Genomic DNA, 16641 nt, shown 5'->3' on the forward strand with positions numbered 1-16641 from the left:
CGCCATTCAAAGCAAGCGGTTCTTATTCTGCTTTCCGTTCCGTTATCTTCTCGAAGGCGCGTAAGAACTCGGCTGCCGGATAAGCCCCGGACAGGCCGTATTTGCCGTCGATCACGTAGAAAGGAACTCCGGAGATGCCCATCGAACGGGCTCTCTCCAAGTCCTGATCGACTTCCGCCGTGCCTTCTTCCGACTCGAGCTTGCTCTCGAGCGTGTGGGCGTTCAGGCCGATGTCCTCCGCGATCTCCAGCAAGACCTCTAGCTTGGCGATATCGCGCCCGAATTCGAAGTAGGCGGTCATGACGGCGTCGATCCACTTCGAACGCTGCTCTTCCGGCAGCACGGCGTCGGCCCGATGGGCGAGCACGGTGTTCGGCATCCGGTTGATCCGGTCGAAGCGGAAGACGAGACCGATCTCCGCTCCCGCCTCCGTAATTCGGCTCAAAGCCGGGTCCGGATTCGCGCTCCCCATTTTTTTCTCCATGGAGGCTTTATAAGGAAGTCCTTCCGGAGGCAGCGACGGGTCGAGCAGGAACGCATGATGGCTGACGGTGATCTCCTCCGCCGTTTGTTCCTCCCACAGAACTATGGCATCCGACAGGTTCTTCATGCCGATCCGGCACCAAGGGCACACCATGTCGGAGTATATTTGTATATGCATACGTTCACCTCTTGGATAGGCTCATGTATCGGGAAGCTTCGCCTTCAGTATGACAGACGGGAAGGGCGGTTACAATGTTCGATTCGGGCCGGGCGAGCGAATAATCGGGGGGCTGTTGAACCATCATGAGACTATCTGCGGAATCGATGGAACTTGGTCTTTCCTAGTGTTGACAAACTCAACTGTAATTGATATTATTACAGTAGGAACCGGGGAGGCGGCGGACGATGAACAGTGAATTCATTATTGCAGTCCACAGTCTCGTCCTGCTGGCGCATCGGGCGGACGGGATGGCATCGAGCGAGGAGATCGCAGCGAATGTCTGCACCCATCCCGCGCGAGTGCGCAAGGTTCTGGGTTGTCTCCGCAAGCTGGGCTACGTCTCGACAAGAGAAGGCTCCGGCGGCGGATACCGATTGACTTGCGACCCGATGGAAGTCACGCTGGCGGATGTTTACCGCGCCATGTCGGCTGGTTCGCTTACGCCGAATTGGTGCTCGGGGGATCCCCAGATGGATTGCATGGTCGGCTCGAACATGCAGGATGTGATGAATTCGGTGTTCTGCGGGGCGGAGAAGCAGCTTGAAGGGTATTTCTCCGACATTACGATCGGCGGAATGCTCCGCAACATCGCGCAGAGACAGCAGGTCTAGCGATCGAAGGCAAGAGGATGCAACGGGATGAAGTTCCAAGCCCGATCATCATATTGAGCTGAGCTTTAAATCCTTAATCTCATAGTAGAAGGAGTGGAGTAATCATGGCAGTAGTAGTAACGAAAGACAACTTCAACTCGACCGTTTCCGAAGGCGTAACCCTTCTGGACTTCTGGGCACCTTGGTGCGGACCTTGCAAAATGCAGCTTCCTATCGTGGAGGACCTGTCCAATGAATTGAAGGGATCGGCTACGGTCGGCAAGATCAACGTCGACGAAGAGCCTGAACTGGCTTCCCAATTCGGCGTCATGAGCATCCCGACGCTGATCCTGTTCAAGAACGGCCAACCGGTCGACAAGCTGGTCGGACTTCAAAGCAAGGATTCCTTGAAGGCGAAGATCCAGAACCAACTGTAAGAAGCGCAGCAAGGCGTAAAAGCAAGAAAGCGGGGTCCCGAGCGGACTCCGCTTTCTTCTTTATGTGCTTTTGTATGCGTGCGCTTGCGACTCGATCCGCTCAGATCGTCCATTGCCCGTGGACGACCGAGACGAGCTTCCAGTCCGCTCCGGATGGAACGAAGACGAGGATCAGGCTCTCCCAATCCTGTCCCTCCAGCTTCTTGTCGAAGCCGGGGAAGTGGTACTCCACGAAAGAGGAATTCGCATAGAGCTCGGCGCCGTTATAGGTCGTATTGCCGCTGCTCGCCAGCTTGCCGACGGATACGACCGGAGCGTCGGCGAAGTCCTGGTCGTAGACGAACTTCTCGAAGTAGTCCCGGAAGCTCAGCTTGATCGGCTCGCCGGAGCCGTCGTAAGAGCCCCATTCGAGCGTTGTATCATCCTTGAAGGAGGGGAACCGGTCCGCTTGGAACACGAGATCCGTCTCGCTGTTCAGGTGGGGATAAGGCGAGAAGCGAAGTCCTTTCTCGGCGTCCGTCCAAGAAGCGAGCCGGACAAGGTCGCGGTCGCGAAGGGCGCCCATAACCTCGTCGGCCGCATTCGCGAGCGATTGCTCTTGCGGCGATAACGCCGATTCGGAAGCGGCCGGGGAGGCCGACGGTGAACTAGTGCTGCCTGATGAGGGAGCAGGAGACGCTGACTGTGAAGCTTCTGTACTGGCGGCCGGGACTTCCATGACGGAACCGTTATTCGCGTTGCCGGACCCGCAGCCTGCCAATAGAAGCGCAAGAAAACCCGCTGTTGCAAGCGAAAGCATTCTGCGCATCTGGATTCATTCCTCCTTCTGACCGAATCAATATCTAGTTGCTTGGATATTGTTTTAGACGCAGGTTTGCTCAAGATGTTCCGGTCCTGCCGAGCGGAAAAAAATATTTGGCGCTTCCCGACATCGTTTGGCGGAGAAATGGGAGCTCTTATTCATGGAATGTGCATAGGGCCATGGTATAATCTGGGTTATTAGAGTATGGCGATGGATCGGAGGAGGAGGAGTTCGAATGGCCGAGCGCAAGAAACCAGGCTTCGGCAGGCAGCTCGCGGAGCTGCACCGATGGAACGCATGGCTGGTCGCCTTTCTCGCCGTCAGCGGGCTGCTGCTGTCATGGGGGGCGGCGCGCGGCTGGCTGGGGGAAGGGAGAGTCTGGCTCAAGCAGCTTCACATCTATCTGGGACTCCTTATTGCTATCCTGCTTGTTCTCTACGGACCCCTAATGAAGCGGCATTTGAAGCAGCTCCGTGCACGGCCCAGACAGCGCGGCAATCTGACTTTCGTGCTGGTTTTGCTGGTCGGCTGGCTGTTGTCGGGCATCGTCCTCTGGCAATTCCGCCATCTTCCTCCGCGTTGGGCCAATGGGGCTTTGCTCGTTCATGATCTTTTGACCTGGATCGGTCTTCCCTATCTCGTTTATCACTCGGTTGCCCGCCTTCGTTGGATGCGTCAGCCTGAGAAGCGCGCGGTTCGCGTCCTTGAGGAATCGGCTGAGCCGATGGAGAAGGGATCCGCCGCCTTGAGGGTGCCTTATCCAGCAGCCGATCCTCAAGCGTGGATGAGCCGCAAGCAGTTCATCCGCTGGACGGCTGGCGCAGCGATCGCGGCGGCCGTCCTGCCGTCCTTCCTTAGGTGGACGAAGGGAACATGGGACAGCCTCGCTCCGTCGACAACAGGCGGCGGCATGTCGGATAAGGCGGATCCGAACCGGATGCTGCCCGCGCCGGAGCCTCTGCCGGACTCCGCGAACGTTATCGGAGGAGGAGCCGAAGGCAGGTTCCGGGTGTATACGGTAACCGCGCTCCCTCGATTCGATTCCGGCAGCTGGACGTTCGCGATCGACGGGCTGGTGGATCAACCGGGGCATTGGAATTGGGAAGCTTTCCTTCAACTCGAACGCACCGTTCAGGTCAGCGACTTCCACTGCGTAACGGGCTGGTCGGTCTATCATAATACTTGGGAAGGAATTCCGCTTAGGCAGCTTCTCGCGGCGGCCGGAGTGAAGCCGGAGGCCCGCTACGTGAAGTTCTATTCCGGCGACGGCGAATACACGGACACGCTATCCCTGGAGCAGGCCCAGATGGAAGACGTCATGGTGGCCGTGCTTCACGATGGCAAGCCGATTCACCGCGACTATGGAGGGCCGGTCCGGTTGATCGTCCCCAAGATGTACGCCTACAAGTCGGTCAAGTGGCTGGCGCGGATCGAGCTGATCGAGAAGCCGCATACCGGCTTCTGGGAGCAACGAGGGTACGATAACGACGCATGGGTATAAAAGAATGGGGCGAACAGCGGCAGGCCAAAGCCTCTGTTCGCCCCATCAGCTTTTTACTTGGAATGTTTCCCGGGACGGTTGAGCGGCGTAGCGGATTTGGAACGGTCGATCGTATCGTTAACGAACGCCATGTCCTGATTTTTCGCATGCATTTTTGTCGTGCCTTTGTAGTTGCCTTGATGATTTTGATTCTCCATGGGAATCCCTCTCCTTCGGGTGTCGACGGGATGATCGCTCATGGTCATTGTTCTCCGGAAGCTCTTCTCCTATCCGAGGAAGGAAGTGGGGCGGCGCGGAACTCTAACCGCCGAGTAGACGAGGCAACTCGGATTCCGGTATAATGACCTGAGAATTGAAGAGGCGAACGATCGCGGGCGGCCTCCGCCAAGAATCGATCGCGCCCAGTCAGGAGTGTTCTTGAATGCCACTTTCTTGTGGAATCGTCGGTCTGCCTAACGTCGGCAAGTCGACTTTATTTAACGCCATCACGCAAGCCGGCGCGGAGTCCGCCAACTATCCGTTCTGCACGATCGACCCGAACGTCGGCGTGGTCGAGGTTCCGGACGAGCGCCTGCAGAAGCTGGCCGACATCGTCACCCCGAACCGGATCGTGCCGACCGCGTTCGAATTCGTCGACATCGCCGGTCTCGTGAAGGGCGCCAGCCGCGGCGAAGGTCTCGGCAACAAGTTCCTCGCGAACATCCGCGAGGTAGACGCCATCGTTCACGTCGTCCGCTGCTTCGTGGACGAGAACATCACCCACGTCTCCGGCAAGATCGACCCGATCAACGATATCGAGGTCATCAACCTGGAGCTCATTCTCGCCGACATCGATTCGGTCGAGAAGAGAATGGACCGCTCCCGCAAGAACATGAAGGGCGGGGACAAGAAATACGCTCAAGAGGTCGAAGTGCTGGAGCGCATTCACGCGGCTCTGCTTGAAGAGAAGCCGGCCCGGAGCGTGGAGCTGTCGGACGAAGAGAAGCTGATCGTGCGCGATCTGCATCTGCTGACGATCAAGCCGGTTCTTTATGCGGCTAACGTTCATGAGAGCGAAGCGGCGAACTCCGACTCGAACGAGTACGTCGAACGCGTCCGCCAATTCGCGGCTGCGGAAGGCTCCGAAGTCGTTCCGATCAGCGCCAAGGTGGAATCCGAGATCGCCGAGCTCGAAGGCGAAGACAAGGAGATGTTCCTGGAAGAGCTCGGCCTTAGCGAGTCCGGCCTGGACCGTCTTATCCGCGCGGCCTATAAGCTGCTCGGCCTGTATACGTACTTCACGGCCGGCGTGCAGGAAGTGCGCGCCTGGACGATCCGCAAGGGCATGAAAGCCCCGCAAGCGGCCGGCGTCATCCACACCGACTTCGAACGCGGCTTTATCCGCGCGGAAGTCGTGTCCTACGAGGATCTGGTTGCGGCCGGGTCGATGAACGCGGCTAAGGAGAGAGGCCAGCTTCGTCTGGAAGGCAAGGAGTACGTCGTGGCAGACGGCGACGTCATGCACTTCCGATTCAACGTTTAAGCTTACCCTACTCATCGTTACAAGGGATGACGGACACCTTCCGCTTTACGAAGCGGAGGGTGTTTTTTTATGGAATCCCCCCGGCTCAGAATCCCCTCTCCCAGTTCTGATCGTAACGGATATTTGAAACCTTTACAGGCCCGGAATAGTTGGGTTTGGATTCTAACGGAAGTGGCAGCCGCTTAGGTGGACTTTAATCTCCCTCGGCGAGGTTAAAATGCTTTTAAGCGTCGCAAATTTCCGTAAGATTTCAAAATAGCTCTTTGTCGAGGTTTAAGGGGCTGTTATTTCCGTAAGCCGTAAGCCGGAGTTGCGATTCGTGAACCGTGAACCGTGAACCGTGAACCGTGAACCGTGAACAGTGAGTCGTGAGGCGTGAGACGTGGGGCGTGAGCTGCGAGCCATATTCCGTGAACCGTATGCCGTGTGCCGTGTGCGGTATTCCGTGAACCGTTGCTATCGGCTAAGCGGGTGATAATGACTATTCGGTATAACCATCATGAAATGCAAAAATCGCTAACCCGCTCCGAGCCGAGCGCCGTTAGCGATTTTGCCTTATGGCCTGCCTTCTTCGCGGCGCTTCTTCAGAAGCTCTTCCGCGGTGCGGTTGAACTTGCCGAGAAGCTCTCCGAACTTGAGGCTGTCCTCCGGGTTCCAGTCCCCCAATAGCTTGGCATAATAATCGATGCGGTTTTGTCTCGCCTCTCTCAGCATGCCGGGCACCTCTTCCGTCACGCGCAGAAGGCTGATTCTCGCATCGTGGGGGTCTGACGCGCGGGTGACGAAGCCCTTCGCTTCGAGCGAAGCGATCTGCCGGCTCGCTGTGGAGATGTCGATCTGCATCTCGTCCGCAAGCGCTTTGATGCCGACCGGTCCTTTTTTCTCCAAGTAGCGCAGCATGAGATAAGCCGACCGATCCAGTTGATCGCCGCTCATGCCGGCCAAGCGGATCGCTTCCGCTCTGCGCATGAAGATGGCGATCTCCAGCTCGATCCGGGCAAACCGTTCGTCTTCCATCGGGTGAATCCCTCCCGTTCCGAATCCTATCCTCTAGCTTACCGTTCCATCCGCGGAGGTTGCAAGCGCTGTCCATTTTCCCGATCTGATTCCGTCGGTCGGCTGCCGTGATTGTTCGGGGAGAAGGCTTACCCGTCTGGCGCGCATTCGGTCAAAATGTCCCTGTTGACGGCCATAAGGTTGTAACATACAATGTTTAAGTTGTAGCATACAACTAAATGAAGCGAGCTTGACGCTTGAGTCGAGCATAGAAGAATAGGAGGCAACACGGACGTGCATAAGAAAAGCTTGTTTCTGCACGATTTGAGGATCATTCTGAACCATAAGCATCTTCGCATCGCCGCGGCGATTCTGCTCATCATTCCGGTGCTGTACGCGGGCATGTTCCTGGCGGGCTATTGGAATCCTTACGCCAAGCTGGACAAGCTGCCGGTCGCGGTCGTCAACCTGGATCAAGGAGCCGAGATCTCCGGGCAGCAGTTGGACGTGGGTAGCGATATGGTTGCGGAGTTGGAAAAGAGCAGGAGCTTTGATTACCGCTACGTAAGCAGCGAGAAGGCGGAGGACGGTCTGGCTTCCGGAGATTATTACCTGAGCATCGTCATTCCGGAAGACTTCTCGAAGAATGTCGCTTCCTTGAACGGCGACGAGCCCAAGCAAGCGGAGCTGATCTACCGGACGAATCCCGGCAATAACTTCGTGTCCGGCCAGATCGGCAGTTCCGCGGTGAAGGAATTGAAGGAGAAGGTCAGCGAGAATATTGTCAAAACCTATACGGAGACGGTGATGGCAAGCATCCGGAAGCTGTCCGACGGCTTTGCCGAGGCGGGCCAGGGCGCGACCAAGTTGTCCGAAGGCGCCGAGAGCGCCAAGAACGGCGCGGACCGGCTGCAAGAAGGCATCGGATCGCTGAAGAATGGCGCCTATCGGTTGGCGGACGGCCTGTCTCCGCTCACAAGCGGCATGAAGTCGCTGAGCTCGGGCGTCTCCGAGCTTAAGCAGGGCTCGGCTTCCCTAGCGGACGGGCTCGCCAAGCTCGAACCCGCTCAATCGCATCTGGCTTCTAGCAGCGCCGAGCTTGATCAAGGCATCGCGCAGTTGTCTTCCGGCCTAAGCGAGCAGAAGAAGCAGCTGGCGTCGGCAAGCTCCGAAGCGCGGAAGCTTGCCGACGCTCTGAAGCAATTCGCGGATTCGCACCCCGACCTTGCGGGCGACGAGCAGTTGGCCGCTCTTATAAGCGAGAGCAGCCAACTGGCGACGGATAGCGCGGGCGCACCGGCGTCGGCCGAACGGCTGGCCGAGCAAGCGGTTACCCTCGGCGTCGGCCACGCCAAGATTACCGCGGGGCTGAAGAGCGTTGGCGCCGGCTTGGATGCCAGCGCAGACGGAGCAGCCAAGCTGGCGGCGGGGGCGAACGGCTTCGCAAGCGGCATGAGCAGTTGGAACCAAGGGTTCACCCGGTTCAGCGCCGGCCTTCAATCGCTGGCGGACAACTCCTCGCTGCTCGACAGCGGAGCCGAACAGCTGGCGCATGGCTTCGTCGGCCTGGTGAACGGCTCGAAGGAGCTGGCCGGCAAGCTGACCGACGCCGCGGCGCAATCCGCGGGAGCCGGGGCCAGCGACGAGATGCTGGACATGTTCGCGCAGCCGGTGCAGCTGGTCGAGCAGCAAACGACCGATGTGCCGAACTACGGAACGGGCTCCGCCCCGTACTTCCTTGCGCTCGGGCTGATGGTCGGCGCCTTGATGGCGTTCAACATCATTCCGTTCAAGCTGCCGGGCAGCCCGCGGGTCAGCGGATGGAAGTTCGCACTGAGCAAGCTCGGGCTGTTCTACACGGTATCCGTCGTCCAGACGATCATCGTCAACCTGCTTCTGAGGTTCGCGTTCGGCATTCATCCGGCGAACCTGTCCCTTATGCTGCTCTATAGCTTGTTCGTGTCGATGATGTTCATGACGCTGCTGATGATGCTGGTCACCGTCATCGGCAATCTGGGCAAGCTGGTCGGCGTCGCCCTGCTGGTCGCGCAGTTGTCGGCGAGCGGAGGCACGTTCCCGATGGAGCTGGCCGACGGCTGGCTTCAGGCGCTCGGACGCTGCCTGCCGATGACCTACGTGCTGAGGGGGTTCCACGCGGTCATCTCGACCGGGGAGTGGAGCATTTTCTGGAAGGAGTTCGGCATCGTTCTGCTCTACTTGGCCGGCTTCGCGCTGGTCGTCTACCTGAGGATTCGGTCGCAAGCCAAGTCGGGCAAGCTGTACGAAACGCCGGCCGGAGCTCATTAAGTCCGTTAATCGTTTGCGGTATGAAGGTAAGGCAGGGAGTACGCTTAATGGCGGCTTCCTGCTTTTTGCGCAATTGTGCCCGTTTCGCTCGCCTCCCGATAACCGACTGCAAATCCGCCGCAAAGCTTGCGCTTCTGTGATATAATAAGAAAAAGATTAAACGCGCAGCGACCGCCTGCCGATAGAGCGGCAGCGCCCGGTTAACTGCGATGACTTTAGGAGGTTGAACGAACGTGCTGGACCGTCTTCAAGCGCTGGCGGACCGCTATGAGAAGCTGAGCGAGCTTCTGTGCGACCCTGACGTCGTGAACGACACGTCGAAGTTGCGCTCATATGCGAAGGAGCAATCGGACCTGGAGGAAGCGTACCAGGCTTATCTCGAATATAGAACGGTGTTGGCCCAGTTGGACGACGCCCGCGCGCTTCTCGACGACAAGCTCGACGAAGAGATGCGCGAGATGGTGAAGCTGGAGATCGAAGAGCTTGAGCCTCGCCAGGCGGAGCTCGAAGAGCGGATTCGCATCCTGATGCTGCCGAAGGATCCGAACGACGGCAAGAACGTAATCGTGGAAATCCGCGGCGCGGCGGGCGGCGAAGAAGCGAACCTGTTCGCGGCGGAGCTGTACCGGATGTACGCGAAGTACGCGGACAGCCAAGGCTGGCGCACGGAGATGCTCGAATCGAGCGTAAGCGATCTTGGCGGATTTAAGGAAGTCATCTTCACGATCAGCGGCCAAGGCGCCTACAGCAAGATGAAGTTCGAGAGCGGCGCCCATCGCGTTCAGCGCGTTCCGGAGACGGAATCCGGCGGACGCATCCATACCTCGACTTCTACCGTCGTCGTCATGCCGGAAGCGGAAGAGCTCGACATCGAGATTCTCGATAAGGACATCCGCGTGGATACGTTCTGTTCCAGCGGAGCGGGCGGCCAATCCGTCAACACGACCAAGTCGGCCGTTCGGGTAACGCACGTTCCGACCGGGATCGTGGCGACCTGCCAGGACGGCAAATCGCAGAACGATAACAAAGCCAAGGCCCTGCAGGTGCTTCGCACGCGGATCATGGACATCAAGATCCAAGAGGAGGAAGCGAAGTATGCCGGCGAGCGCCGCGAGAAGGTCGGAACGGGCGATCGCTCCGAACGGATTCGGACCTACAACTTCCCGCAGAGCCGGGTGACCGACCACCGCATCGGCCTGACGATGCACAAGCTGGACGCGGTGCTGAACGGCGACATGAACGATCTGGTCAACGCTCTTACCCTGGCCGAGCAGACGGACCTGCTGGCCCGGGAGAACATGGCATAATAACGTATCAGGAAGCGGCGCGGCCTTCTCACCGGAGGCGGGCCGCTTCTCGGTTGTTCGGCGGAATAGGAGGAGTCATCGCTTGGAAAAGGAAAATCGGCTGAGAATAAACGAAGCGTGGCGGATGGGAACGGAACGGCTGCGGGCGGCGGAAGTGGACGAAGCGGAGGCCAATTCCGAGCTTCTGCTCCTGCACGTCTTGGGAATCGGCAAGGCCGAGCTGCTCCGCGACCTGCGCGAGCCTTTCCCCGAGGGCAAACGGGAGCTCTGGGAACGGGTGTTGGACCGCAAGGCCGCGGGCGAGCCCGCGCAGTACATCATCGGCGAGCAGGCTTTCTACGGGCGTCCGTTCCGGGTCACCCCGGACGTGCTTATTCCTCGCCCGGAGACCGAGCTTCTCGCCGAAGCGGTGCTGGCGGAGGCAGCGAGCTGGGACGTGGCGGATGCGAATGCCGCAACGGGTCCTGGCGGGTTGGAGCTAGATACGGCAGCGAACCGAGGGATGACGGACGCGAATACTGCAACCTACGGGAGCGGGACGGCAGCGGGCGAAGCAAGGAGCCGCGGGCAGGGGATTCGCGTCGGACGGCCGCTCGTTCTGCTCGACGTCGGCACGGGCAGCGGCGCCCTTGCCGTGACGCTGGCGGCGGAACGGGAGGATTGGCGCGTCCTCGCCTCCGACCTGTCGCCGGCGGCGCTGGACGTCGCGCGCGGCAATGCCGCGGCGAACGGCGTGGAGGAACGGATCGAATTCGTGGAAGGGGACCTGCTGATGCCCTTCCTCTGCACGGATGAAAGGCCGGAGGGAATGGCCATCGACATCCTCGTCTCCAACCCTCCCTATATCCGCTCGGCGGATATGCCGGGTTTGCAGCGGGAGGTGCGCGACTTCGAACCGCATCTGGCGCTGGACGGGGGCGAGGATGGGCTGACTCCCTATCGACGCATGGCGGAGCAGCTCGCCCGGCTGCCGCGGCTGCCGCGGCTCGTCGCCTGGGAGATGGGGGCCGGCCAAGCCGACGACGCGGCCGAGCTGCTCCGCGCCGTCGCGGACTGGCGTGAGATCCGTTACGTGAAGGATTACGCCGGCATCGACCGCCATGTTATCGCGGTTAAAGATTAACCTGCTTAATACCCGCCAGGGATTCTCCTGGCGGGTATTTTTTTGCTTTGCGTGGCAGGCTGGGACTCTACTGGCCCACCAATGGTGCCTGTTAGTAGGCCTATGGCCGGGGACGAGCAGAAGGGTGGTACTGAGTGCAACAAATTAGCTAGTAGGCGGGGCGAACGGGCGAAAGTTGGGGCAGAGGATAGAGATTTTCTCAGCGGCCGAAAAACATAGATTCGCAGGTTTAGAGTTTAAGAGAGGGGACATACTAGGGCTAAGACGTTCCGGAACGCATCGAGCGGCGCCGACGGGCGCTCCAAGGAGCGAGAAACGATGCGTGGTCCCAGCCATTATTCTTTTATTTCTTTTGCTAGAATGATCCTTATTTCCATGGTTGCCCTTCTTATCGGCGGTACGATTTATCTTGCGCAAGCAGGTACGACAACAGCGTCCGGCAATAGCAATGATGCGGTGATCATCCCGCAGGATTCCATCCGAATTCGAATTATCGCTCAGTCGGACAGCGAAGAGGATCAGGCGATCAAGCGCGCCGTGCGCGACCAAGTGGCCGACCTGATCGTATCGTGGGGCGAGATGCCCTCCACGCTGTCCGAAGCGAGAGATTTCATAGAAGCTCGCCTGGACGAAGTCCAGAGCACGACGGATCGCACCCTTCGGGAGGTCAAGGCCTCATACGGAGCCAAGATCGAGCTTGCCAAGGTCCCCTTCCCGGAGAAAACGTTCAAAGGAAAGGATTACCCGGCTGCCGACTACGAAGCGCTCCGCATCACGCTAGGCGAGGGAGAAGGGGCGAACTGGTGGTGCGTGCTGTTCCCGCCGCTCTGCTTGACGGCGGCAACGTCTCAAGACGAGGCTTCCGCGGCAACGGAGCCCGCGCAAACGTCGGCGCCGACAAAGCAAACGGCCAAAGAGAGCGGCAAGACCGCCGAGAAGACCGCGTCCGTATCGAAAGCGAAAGCCCAATCCCAAGGCCAAGCAAACGATCAGGACCAGGCGCAGGAAGAAGCGGAGAAGCCCCATGCGGAATTTTTCCTGTGGGTGATTCTGAAGAAGCTGTTCGCCTTCATCGCCTCTCTGTTCTAAACGGCGTGTGATATAATAGTTGCATTAAAGCTCAGGCAGGATGGATAAGTCATGAAACAGCAGCAATCAACGATCTATTGGCCGCCGGAGCAAGCGGAGGCGGGCGTGCGGGAAGCCGCCGCCGTCCTTGCGAACGGCGGCATTGTCGCATTCCCGACCGAGACGGTGTACGGGCTTGGCGCGGACGCCAGAAGCTCCTCTGCCGTGGAGGGGATTTTCGCGGCGAAGGGGCGTCCTTCCGACAATCCGCTCATCGTTCATCTGGCGGATGCGGAAGCCGCCGCGGCACTGGCCGAGCGGCTTAGCCCGCTGGAGAGGAAGCTCATGGACGCCTTTTGGCCGGGACCGCTTACCGTAGTCGTTCCCGTCCGCGCAGGCGCCGTGTCGCCGAGAGTGACGGCCGGACTGGATACGGTGGGCGTTCGCGTTCCCGATCATGAGCTTGCGCGCAAGCTCATCGCCGCATCCGGCTGCCCGATCGCCGCGCCGAGCGCCAACCGGTCGGGGCGGCCAAGCCCGACGACGGCGCGGCACGTGCTGGAGGATCTGGACGGACGGATCGACGGCGTGCTCGACGGCGGAGCGACCGGCGTCGGCCTGGAGTCGACCGTCGTGCGAGTCTTGGACGGCGCGGTTCATATTCTGCGGCCAGGCGGCATTACAGCCGAACAGCTCAAGAAGGCTGTCGGCGATCAAGGGCGCGTACTCTCGGAATCGGACGGAGAAGCGGCCGCGAGCGCAACCGGAGCGCAGAGTCCGAGCGAGGCTATCGCGGCCGGGGGAGCAGCCGCGGGCAAGCCGTCCGCGCCCGAGGAGGAAGCGCCAAGGTCGCCCGGCGTCAAGTACGCCCATTACGCCCCGAAGGGCGTCATGGTGCTTGTCTCGGGCGACCCGCAGCGCCTGCCCGCCGCCGTCCAGGCGGCGGCGGACGAACAGCGCGCGCGCGGCAGCCGCGTCGGCATTCTCGCCTGCGCCGAGAACGCCGACGCTTACCGCGCGGACGCGGTGCTCTCGCTCGGGCTGCGCTCCGAGCCGGAGCAAGCGGCGCACGCGCTCTACGCCGCGCTGCGCGAGTGCGACGACCGCGACATCTCCTATATCGTCGCGGAGGCGTTCCCGGAGGCGGGCATCGGCGCCGCCCTCCGGAACCGAATGCTGAAGGCCGCGGGAGGCCGCGTCATCCAGGCCTAGCACAGGCTTCGCGCCCTCGCTCGAGATAATTGTTGCACAGGCCCGGCGTGGCCATGTACTCGCGTCTCTTCTCTCGAGCTTGAGATTCCGAAGCCATGTCGCAATCGGCTTGGCGCCGGGAGAGCTTCATCGCTCTATCCCGCACGACGTTCCTTAACCCGCCGCAACTCCGTTCCTTCGCTAACGCTGTCTTTTCCCCCGTCTCCCGTCCCGGCGCCCTTGGACATGAATGCTTGCTCGTCCGCATATGCTGGGGTATCGGCGTCTTGAGGGCGCAGGGAGGACCGCATGGCGGCGGACGGGGAGGTAGTTAGATGGAGAGTTTGTCCGCGTCGTTTGGACAGCTTCTCACCATTGCCGTAATGGCCATGGCGCTTGGGATGGACGCATTCTCGCTGGGAATCGGCATCGGCCTCAAGGGGGTCCGCAAGCTCGATGTCCTGCAGCTCAGCACGGTCATTGCGCTGTTCCACGTGCTGATGCCTCTGGCGGGGATGGTGATGGGGTACTATGTCAGCGGGTTGCTCGGAGGCGTGGCGACTTCGGCGGCGGGCGCGCTCCTGCTTCTGCTCGGGGGGCACATGGTCTACAGCTCGCTGAAGGGCGAGGAGATGCGGTCGATCAACCACCGGACGTTCTGGGGGATGCTTTTTTTTGCGCTTACCGTCAGCGTCGATTCTTTCTCGGTCGGGGTGTCCCTCGGGATGTTCGCATCGCATATTCTAATCACGGTTCTCATGTTCGGGGCCGTCGGGGGATTGATGAGCGTGCTCGGGCTTATGCTGGGCAGGAAAATCAGCTATCGGCTGGGCGGATACGGCGAGGCGCTTGGAGGCGCGATTCTGTTTGCGTTCGGCGTCCTGTTTCTGATATAAAGAGGTTCACGATACATTCCTGGCGAATCGCCGGAAGGAGGAGACGGCAATGAAGCGGGTGCTTATCGTATGTACGGGCAACACTTGCCGAAGCCCGATGGCCGAGGCGATGCTGCGGAGCCTGACCCGAGAACGGGGGCTCGACGTGGAAGTGAAGTCGGCGGGGGTATCGACCGTGAACGGGCTTCCGGTCTCCCCGAACGCGGCGGAGACGCTGCGCAAGCTCGGGATGGAGCAGCCGGCCGGGTCCACCTCTCTCTCGGGCAAAGAGACGGAGTGGGCGGACCTGATCCTGACGATGACGGCCAGCCATAAGCGGGCGGTTCTTGAGAGGTACCCGTCCGCGGAGGAGAAGACCTTCACGCTGAAGGAGTTCGCGCTGCACGGAGACCCGGTAATGGACGATCTCGCCGAGGCGGAGCGGCTGTTCGCGGAGTGGCAGGTACGCCGCGCTCTGGGGCAAGAGCTGCCGGAGGAAGACCGGAAGCGCCTGATGGATCTTCAGCGCAGGCTGCCGAACTTCGATATCGCCGACCCGTTCGGAGGTCCTCTCGAGGTGTACGAGCGTTGCGCCGAGGAGATCCTGGAAGCCTTGAAGCTTTCCGTCGAGAAGCTTCATAAAACCGATTGATTTTTGGCTTGGCCTTCGGTATGATGAGGGTAATCGTTGCAGTTCCGATGTAACTGGCGACACAGTGGAGGTAACCACAGTGGAGCATCGGAATGTCGGCCGGTCGCCTGGGCAGAGAGCAACGCGCGTCTTGACGTGCGTTAGCTCTCTTTCGTCTTTTTTCGCGCTTTTTTTGGCTTTTAGGTATAATACTTTCAGACAAGCAAGCGCGCTCGGCGTTCTCGAACGCCGGGGTTGGGCTTGGCGGACACCCGCTGGATGGCAGGGCGGAAGCAAGGCCGTTCCAGTTGGTGCAATTAAGGGGGATTATACGATGAAAATTGCAATTGGCGCGGATCACGCAGGGTATAGGCTGAAGGACGTGATCGTTCCTTTCCTTCAGTCGCAAGGCCATGAGATCATCGATATGGGCTGCAGCTGCGCGGATTCCGTCGATTATCCGGACTACTCGGTTCCGGTATGCGAAGCGGTCGTCCGCGGGGAAGCGGAACGCGGCATCCTGATCTGCGGCACCGGAATCGGAATGTCGATCGCGGCGAACAAGGTTGCGGGCATTCGCTGCGCGCTCGTGCACGATCTGTTCTCGGCCAAAGCGACCCGCGAGCACAACGACACGAACGTGCTGGCGATGGGCGAACGGGTCATCGGGCCCGGAGTCGCCGAGGAGATCGTCCGCATCTGGTTGGACACCCCGTTCTCGCAGGGAGAGCGCCATGTCGGGCGGATTAACAAAGTGAAAGCTTTGGAATCGCAGGCGGCGGGCACTCGTTAATGGATACGACGGGAAGGGATTCGTCCATCGCCGATCAGGTGGAGACCGCTCTGACGGAGCTGGTCGAAGCGGGAGCGATCAAGCCGGGGAGGAGAATCGTCTTCGGGGTCAGCACCAGCGAGGTGCGGGGCCGGAGGATCGGAACCTCCGGAGCCGAGGAGATCGCCGCGCAGATCTACGAAGGCGTGGAGCGCGTTCGTTCGAAGGCGGGCTTCCACGCGCTGTGGCAATGCTGCGAGCATCTCAACCGGGCGGTCGTTACCGAGCGCGAGCAGGCGGAGAAGATGGGCTGGACGATCGTCTCCGCGGTGCCGGTCCGCAAGGCCGGCGGTTCGATGGCGGCCTACGCTTACCGGAAGCAAGCCGATCCTTGCTTGGTCGAAGCGGTCCAGGCGGACGCCGGCTTCGACATCGGCGAGACGCTGATCGGCATGCACCTTAGGCCGGTTGCCGTTCCGGTTCGCCCTTCCGTTCCGTGGATCGGGCAGGCCCGGCTGACGATGGCCTACTCGCGGCCGAAGCTGATCGGCGGTGAACGGGCGGTCTATCGCATGGAAGAAGAGACCGGAACCAACGGCGCCGGGTCGACGAACGAACCGGATCCGTCTTCGGGCTCGAACGCTGCCGATAACGGCACTTGCGACTAACGGACGCTCGAGTTAAAGGAAATGTATGTGATTTTTCGCGTTTAATCGGCGCAAAATAACGAGAACCAGAGATTATATTCGAAAAATCATATAGAAACAGGCTGTTTCTCTGGAAAACGGGCAATTGTGTATGAATTTTCATGTACAA

The 16641-nt window shown here is 60.0% G+C and carries 17 protein-coding genes and 1 riboswitch; of the genes, 13 read left to right on the forward strand and 4 right to left on the reverse strand.

What is annotated here, in order from left to right; translation table 11 throughout:
- Positions 1 to 22 precede the first annotated feature (22 nt).
- The gene (locus tag ELR57_RS02030) at positions 23 to 661 is read right to left on the reverse strand and encodes a DsbA family oxidoreductase (RefSeq protein ID WP_126956716.1); all 639 of its coding nucleotides are present in this window, start codon (positions 659 to 661) and stop codon (positions 23 to 25) included.
- A gap of 227 nt (positions 662 to 888) precedes the next feature.
- On the opposite strand from ELR57_RS02030, the gene ELR57_RS02035 reads away from it, so the two are divergent.
- A complete protein-coding gene (locus ELR57_RS02035) occupies positions 889 to 1314 on the forward strand; it encodes an RrF2 family transcriptional regulator (RefSeq protein WP_126956718.1) in 426 nt (141 codons plus the stop codon).
- Between the two features lie 104 nt (positions 1315 to 1418).
- On the forward strand, positions 1419 to 1730 hold the full coding sequence (trxA, locus tag ELR57_RS02040; protein WP_126956720.1) for a thioredoxin: 312 nt from the start codon (positions 1419 to 1421) through the stop codon (positions 1728 to 1730).
- Between the two features lie 100 nt (positions 1731 to 1830).
- Here the strand turns inward: trxA and ELR57_RS02045 are convergent, their stop codons facing one another.
- Positions 1831 to 2538: an LptM family lipoprotein gene (locus ELR57_RS02045; protein ID WP_126956722.1), complete on the reverse strand. Its 708-nt coding sequence runs from the start codon at positions 2536 to 2538 to the stop codon at positions 1831 to 1833.
- A gap of 229 nt (positions 2539 to 2767) precedes the next feature.
- On the opposite strand from ELR57_RS02045, the gene ELR57_RS02050 reads away from it, so the two are divergent.
- Positions 2768 to 4033, forward strand: a complete 1266-nt coding sequence (locus ELR57_RS02050; RefSeq protein ID WP_126956724.1) for a molybdopterin-dependent oxidoreductase — start codon at positions 2768 to 2770, stop codon at positions 4031 to 4033.
- Positions 4034 to 4086: 53 nt separating this feature from the next.
- Here the strand turns inward: ELR57_RS02050 and ELR57_RS28010 are convergent, their stop codons facing one another.
- The gene (locus ELR57_RS28010; protein ID WP_192896498.1) at positions 4087 to 4230 is read right to left on the reverse strand and encodes a hypothetical protein; all 144 of its coding nucleotides are present in this window, start codon (positions 4228 to 4230) and stop codon (positions 4087 to 4089) included.
- Between the two features lie 224 nt (positions 4231 to 4454).
- Here ELR57_RS28010 and ychF point away from each other — a divergent pair, with 224 nt between their 5' ends.
- Positions 4455 to 5555: a redox-regulated ATPase YchF gene (gene ychF, locus ELR57_RS02055; RefSeq protein ID WP_126956726.1), complete on the forward strand. Its 1101-nt coding sequence runs from the start codon at positions 4455 to 4457 to the stop codon at positions 5553 to 5555.
- A gap of 555 nt (positions 5556 to 6110) precedes the next feature.
- Here the strand turns inward: ychF and ELR57_RS02060 are convergent.
- On the reverse strand, positions 6111 to 6572 hold the full coding sequence (locus tag ELR57_RS02060; RefSeq protein WP_126956728.1) for a MarR family winged helix-turn-helix transcriptional regulator: 462 nt from the start codon (positions 6570 to 6572) through the stop codon (positions 6111 to 6113).
- A gap of 273 nt (positions 6573 to 6845) precedes the next feature.
- Between ELR57_RS02060 and ELR57_RS02065 the strand changes: the two genes are divergently transcribed.
- The 9 genes from ELR57_RS02065 to ELR57_RS02105 all read left to right on the forward strand — a co-directional run bounded on the left by ELR57_RS02065 (position 6846) and on the right by ELR57_RS02105 (position 16493).
- A complete protein-coding gene (locus tag ELR57_RS02065) occupies positions 6846 to 8858 on the forward strand; it encodes a YhgE/Pip domain-containing protein (RefSeq protein ID WP_126956730.1) in 2013 nt (670 codons plus the stop codon).
- Positions 8859 to 9091: 233 nt separating this feature from the next.
- Positions 9092 to 10165: a peptide chain release factor 1 gene (gene prfA, locus ELR57_RS02070; protein ID WP_126956732.1), complete on the forward strand. Its 1074-nt coding sequence runs from the start codon at positions 9092 to 9094 to the stop codon at positions 10163 to 10165.
- Between the two features lie 82 nt (positions 10166 to 10247).
- On the forward strand, positions 10248 to 11288 hold the full coding sequence (locus ELR57_RS02075) for a N5-glutamine methyltransferase family protein (protein WP_370452173.1): 1041 nt from the start codon (positions 10248 to 10250) through the stop codon (positions 11286 to 11288).
- Between the two features lie 318 nt (positions 11289 to 11606).
- Entirely contained in the window at positions 11607 to 12377 is a 771-nt protein-coding gene (locus ELR57_RS02080) for a stage II sporulation protein R (RefSeq protein ID WP_126956734.1), read from the forward strand.
- Positions 12378 to 12428: 51 nt separating this feature from the next.
- Complete coding sequence (locus ELR57_RS02085; protein ID WP_126956736.1) at positions 12429 to 13568, forward strand: L-threonylcarbamoyladenylate synthase; 1140 nt, start codon at positions 12429 to 12431, stop codon at positions 13566 to 13568.
- Between the two features lie 314 nt (positions 13569 to 13882).
- Positions 13883 to 14443, forward strand: a complete 561-nt coding sequence (locus tag ELR57_RS02090) for a manganese efflux pump MntP (RefSeq protein ID WP_126956737.1) — start codon at positions 13883 to 13885, stop codon at positions 14441 to 14443.
- Positions 14444 to 14492: 49 nt separating this feature from the next.
- Complete coding sequence (locus tag ELR57_RS02095; protein ID WP_126956739.1) at positions 14493 to 15074, forward strand: low molecular weight protein arginine phosphatase; 582 nt, start codon at positions 14493 to 14495, stop codon at positions 15072 to 15074.
- Between the two features lie 39 nt (positions 15075 to 15113).
- Positions 15114 to 15194: riboswitch (ZMP/ZTP riboswitch) on the forward strand.
- Positions 15195 to 15387: 193 nt separating this feature from the next.
- Positions 15388 to 15846 carry a ribose 5-phosphate isomerase B gene (rpiB, locus tag ELR57_RS02100; protein ID WP_126956741.1) on the forward strand — a complete coding sequence of 153 codons (459 nt, stop codon included), beginning with the start codon at positions 15388 to 15390 and terminating at the stop codon, positions 15844 to 15846.
- Positions 15846 to 16493 carry a TIGR01440 family protein gene (locus tag ELR57_RS02105; RefSeq protein ID WP_126956743.1) on the forward strand — a complete coding sequence of 216 codons (648 nt, stop codon included), beginning with the start codon at positions 15846 to 15848 and terminating at the stop codon, positions 16491 to 16493. The genes rpiB and ELR57_RS02105 overlap by 1 nt, the downstream gene beginning before the upstream one ends.
- Positions 16494 to 16641: the final 148 nt, after the last annotated feature.

Source organism: Cohnella sp. AR92, assembly GCF_003990975.1.
Classification (GTDB): domain Bacteria; phylum Bacillota; class Bacilli; order Paenibacillales; family Paenibacillaceae; genus Cohnella.

What these genes read in the sequence shown, in the direction of transcription:
- ELR57_RS02095 (WP_126956739.1), top strand. Translation starts at nt 14,493, where the DNA reads ATGAAGCGGGTGCTTATCGTATGTACGGGCAACACTTGCCGAAGCCCG.
- trxA (WP_126956720.1), top strand. Translation starts at nt 1,419, where the DNA reads ATGGCAGTAGTAGTAACGAAAGACAACTTCAACTCGACCGTTTCCGAA.
- ELR57_RS02105 (WP_126956743.1), top strand. Translation starts at nt 15,846, where the DNA reads ATGGATACGACGGGAAGGGATTCGTCCATCGCCGATCAGGTGGAGACC.
- ELR57_RS02085 (WP_126956736.1), top strand. Translation starts at nt 12,429, where the DNA reads ATGAAACAGCAGCAATCAACGATCTATTGGCCGCCGGAGCAAGCGGAG.
- ELR57_RS02050 (WP_126956724.1), top strand. Translation starts at nt 2,768, where the DNA reads ATGGCCGAGCGCAAGAAACCAGGCTTCGGCAGGCAGCTCGCGGAGCTG.
- rpiB (WP_126956741.1), top strand. Translation starts at nt 15,388, where the DNA reads ATGAAAATTGCAATTGGCGCGGATCACGCAGGGTATAGGCTGAAGGAC.
- ELR57_RS28010 (WP_192896498.1), bottom strand. Translation starts at nt 4,230, where the DNA reads ATGGAGAATCAAAATCATCAAGGCAACTACAAAGGCACGACAAAAATG.
- ELR57_RS02090 (WP_126956737.1), top strand. Translation starts at nt 13,883, where the DNA reads ATGGAGAGTTTGTCCGCGTCGTTTGGACAGCTTCTCACCATTGCCGTA.
- ELR57_RS02035 (WP_126956718.1), top strand. Translation starts at nt 889, where the DNA reads ATGAACAGTGAATTCATTATTGCAGTCCACAGTCTCGTCCTGCTGGCG.
- ELR57_RS02080 (WP_126956734.1), top strand. Translation starts at nt 11,607, where the DNA reads ATGCGTGGTCCCAGCCATTATTCTTTTATTTCTTTTGCTAGAATGATC.
- ELR57_RS02045 (WP_126956722.1), bottom strand. Translation starts at nt 2,538, where the DNA reads ATGCGCAGAATGCTTTCGCTTGCAACAGCGGGTTTTCTTGCGCTTCTA.
- ELR57_RS02060 (WP_126956728.1), bottom strand. Translation starts at nt 6,572, where the DNA reads ATGGAAGACGAACGGTTTGCCCGGATCGAGCTGGAGATCGCCATCTTC.
- ychF (WP_126956726.1), top strand. Translation starts at nt 4,455, where the DNA reads ATGCCACTTTCTTGTGGAATCGTCGGTCTGCCTAACGTCGGCAAGTCG.
- ELR57_RS02030 (WP_126956716.1), bottom strand. Translation starts at nt 661, where the DNA reads ATGCATATACAAATATACTCCGACATGGTGTGCCCTTGGTGCCGGATC.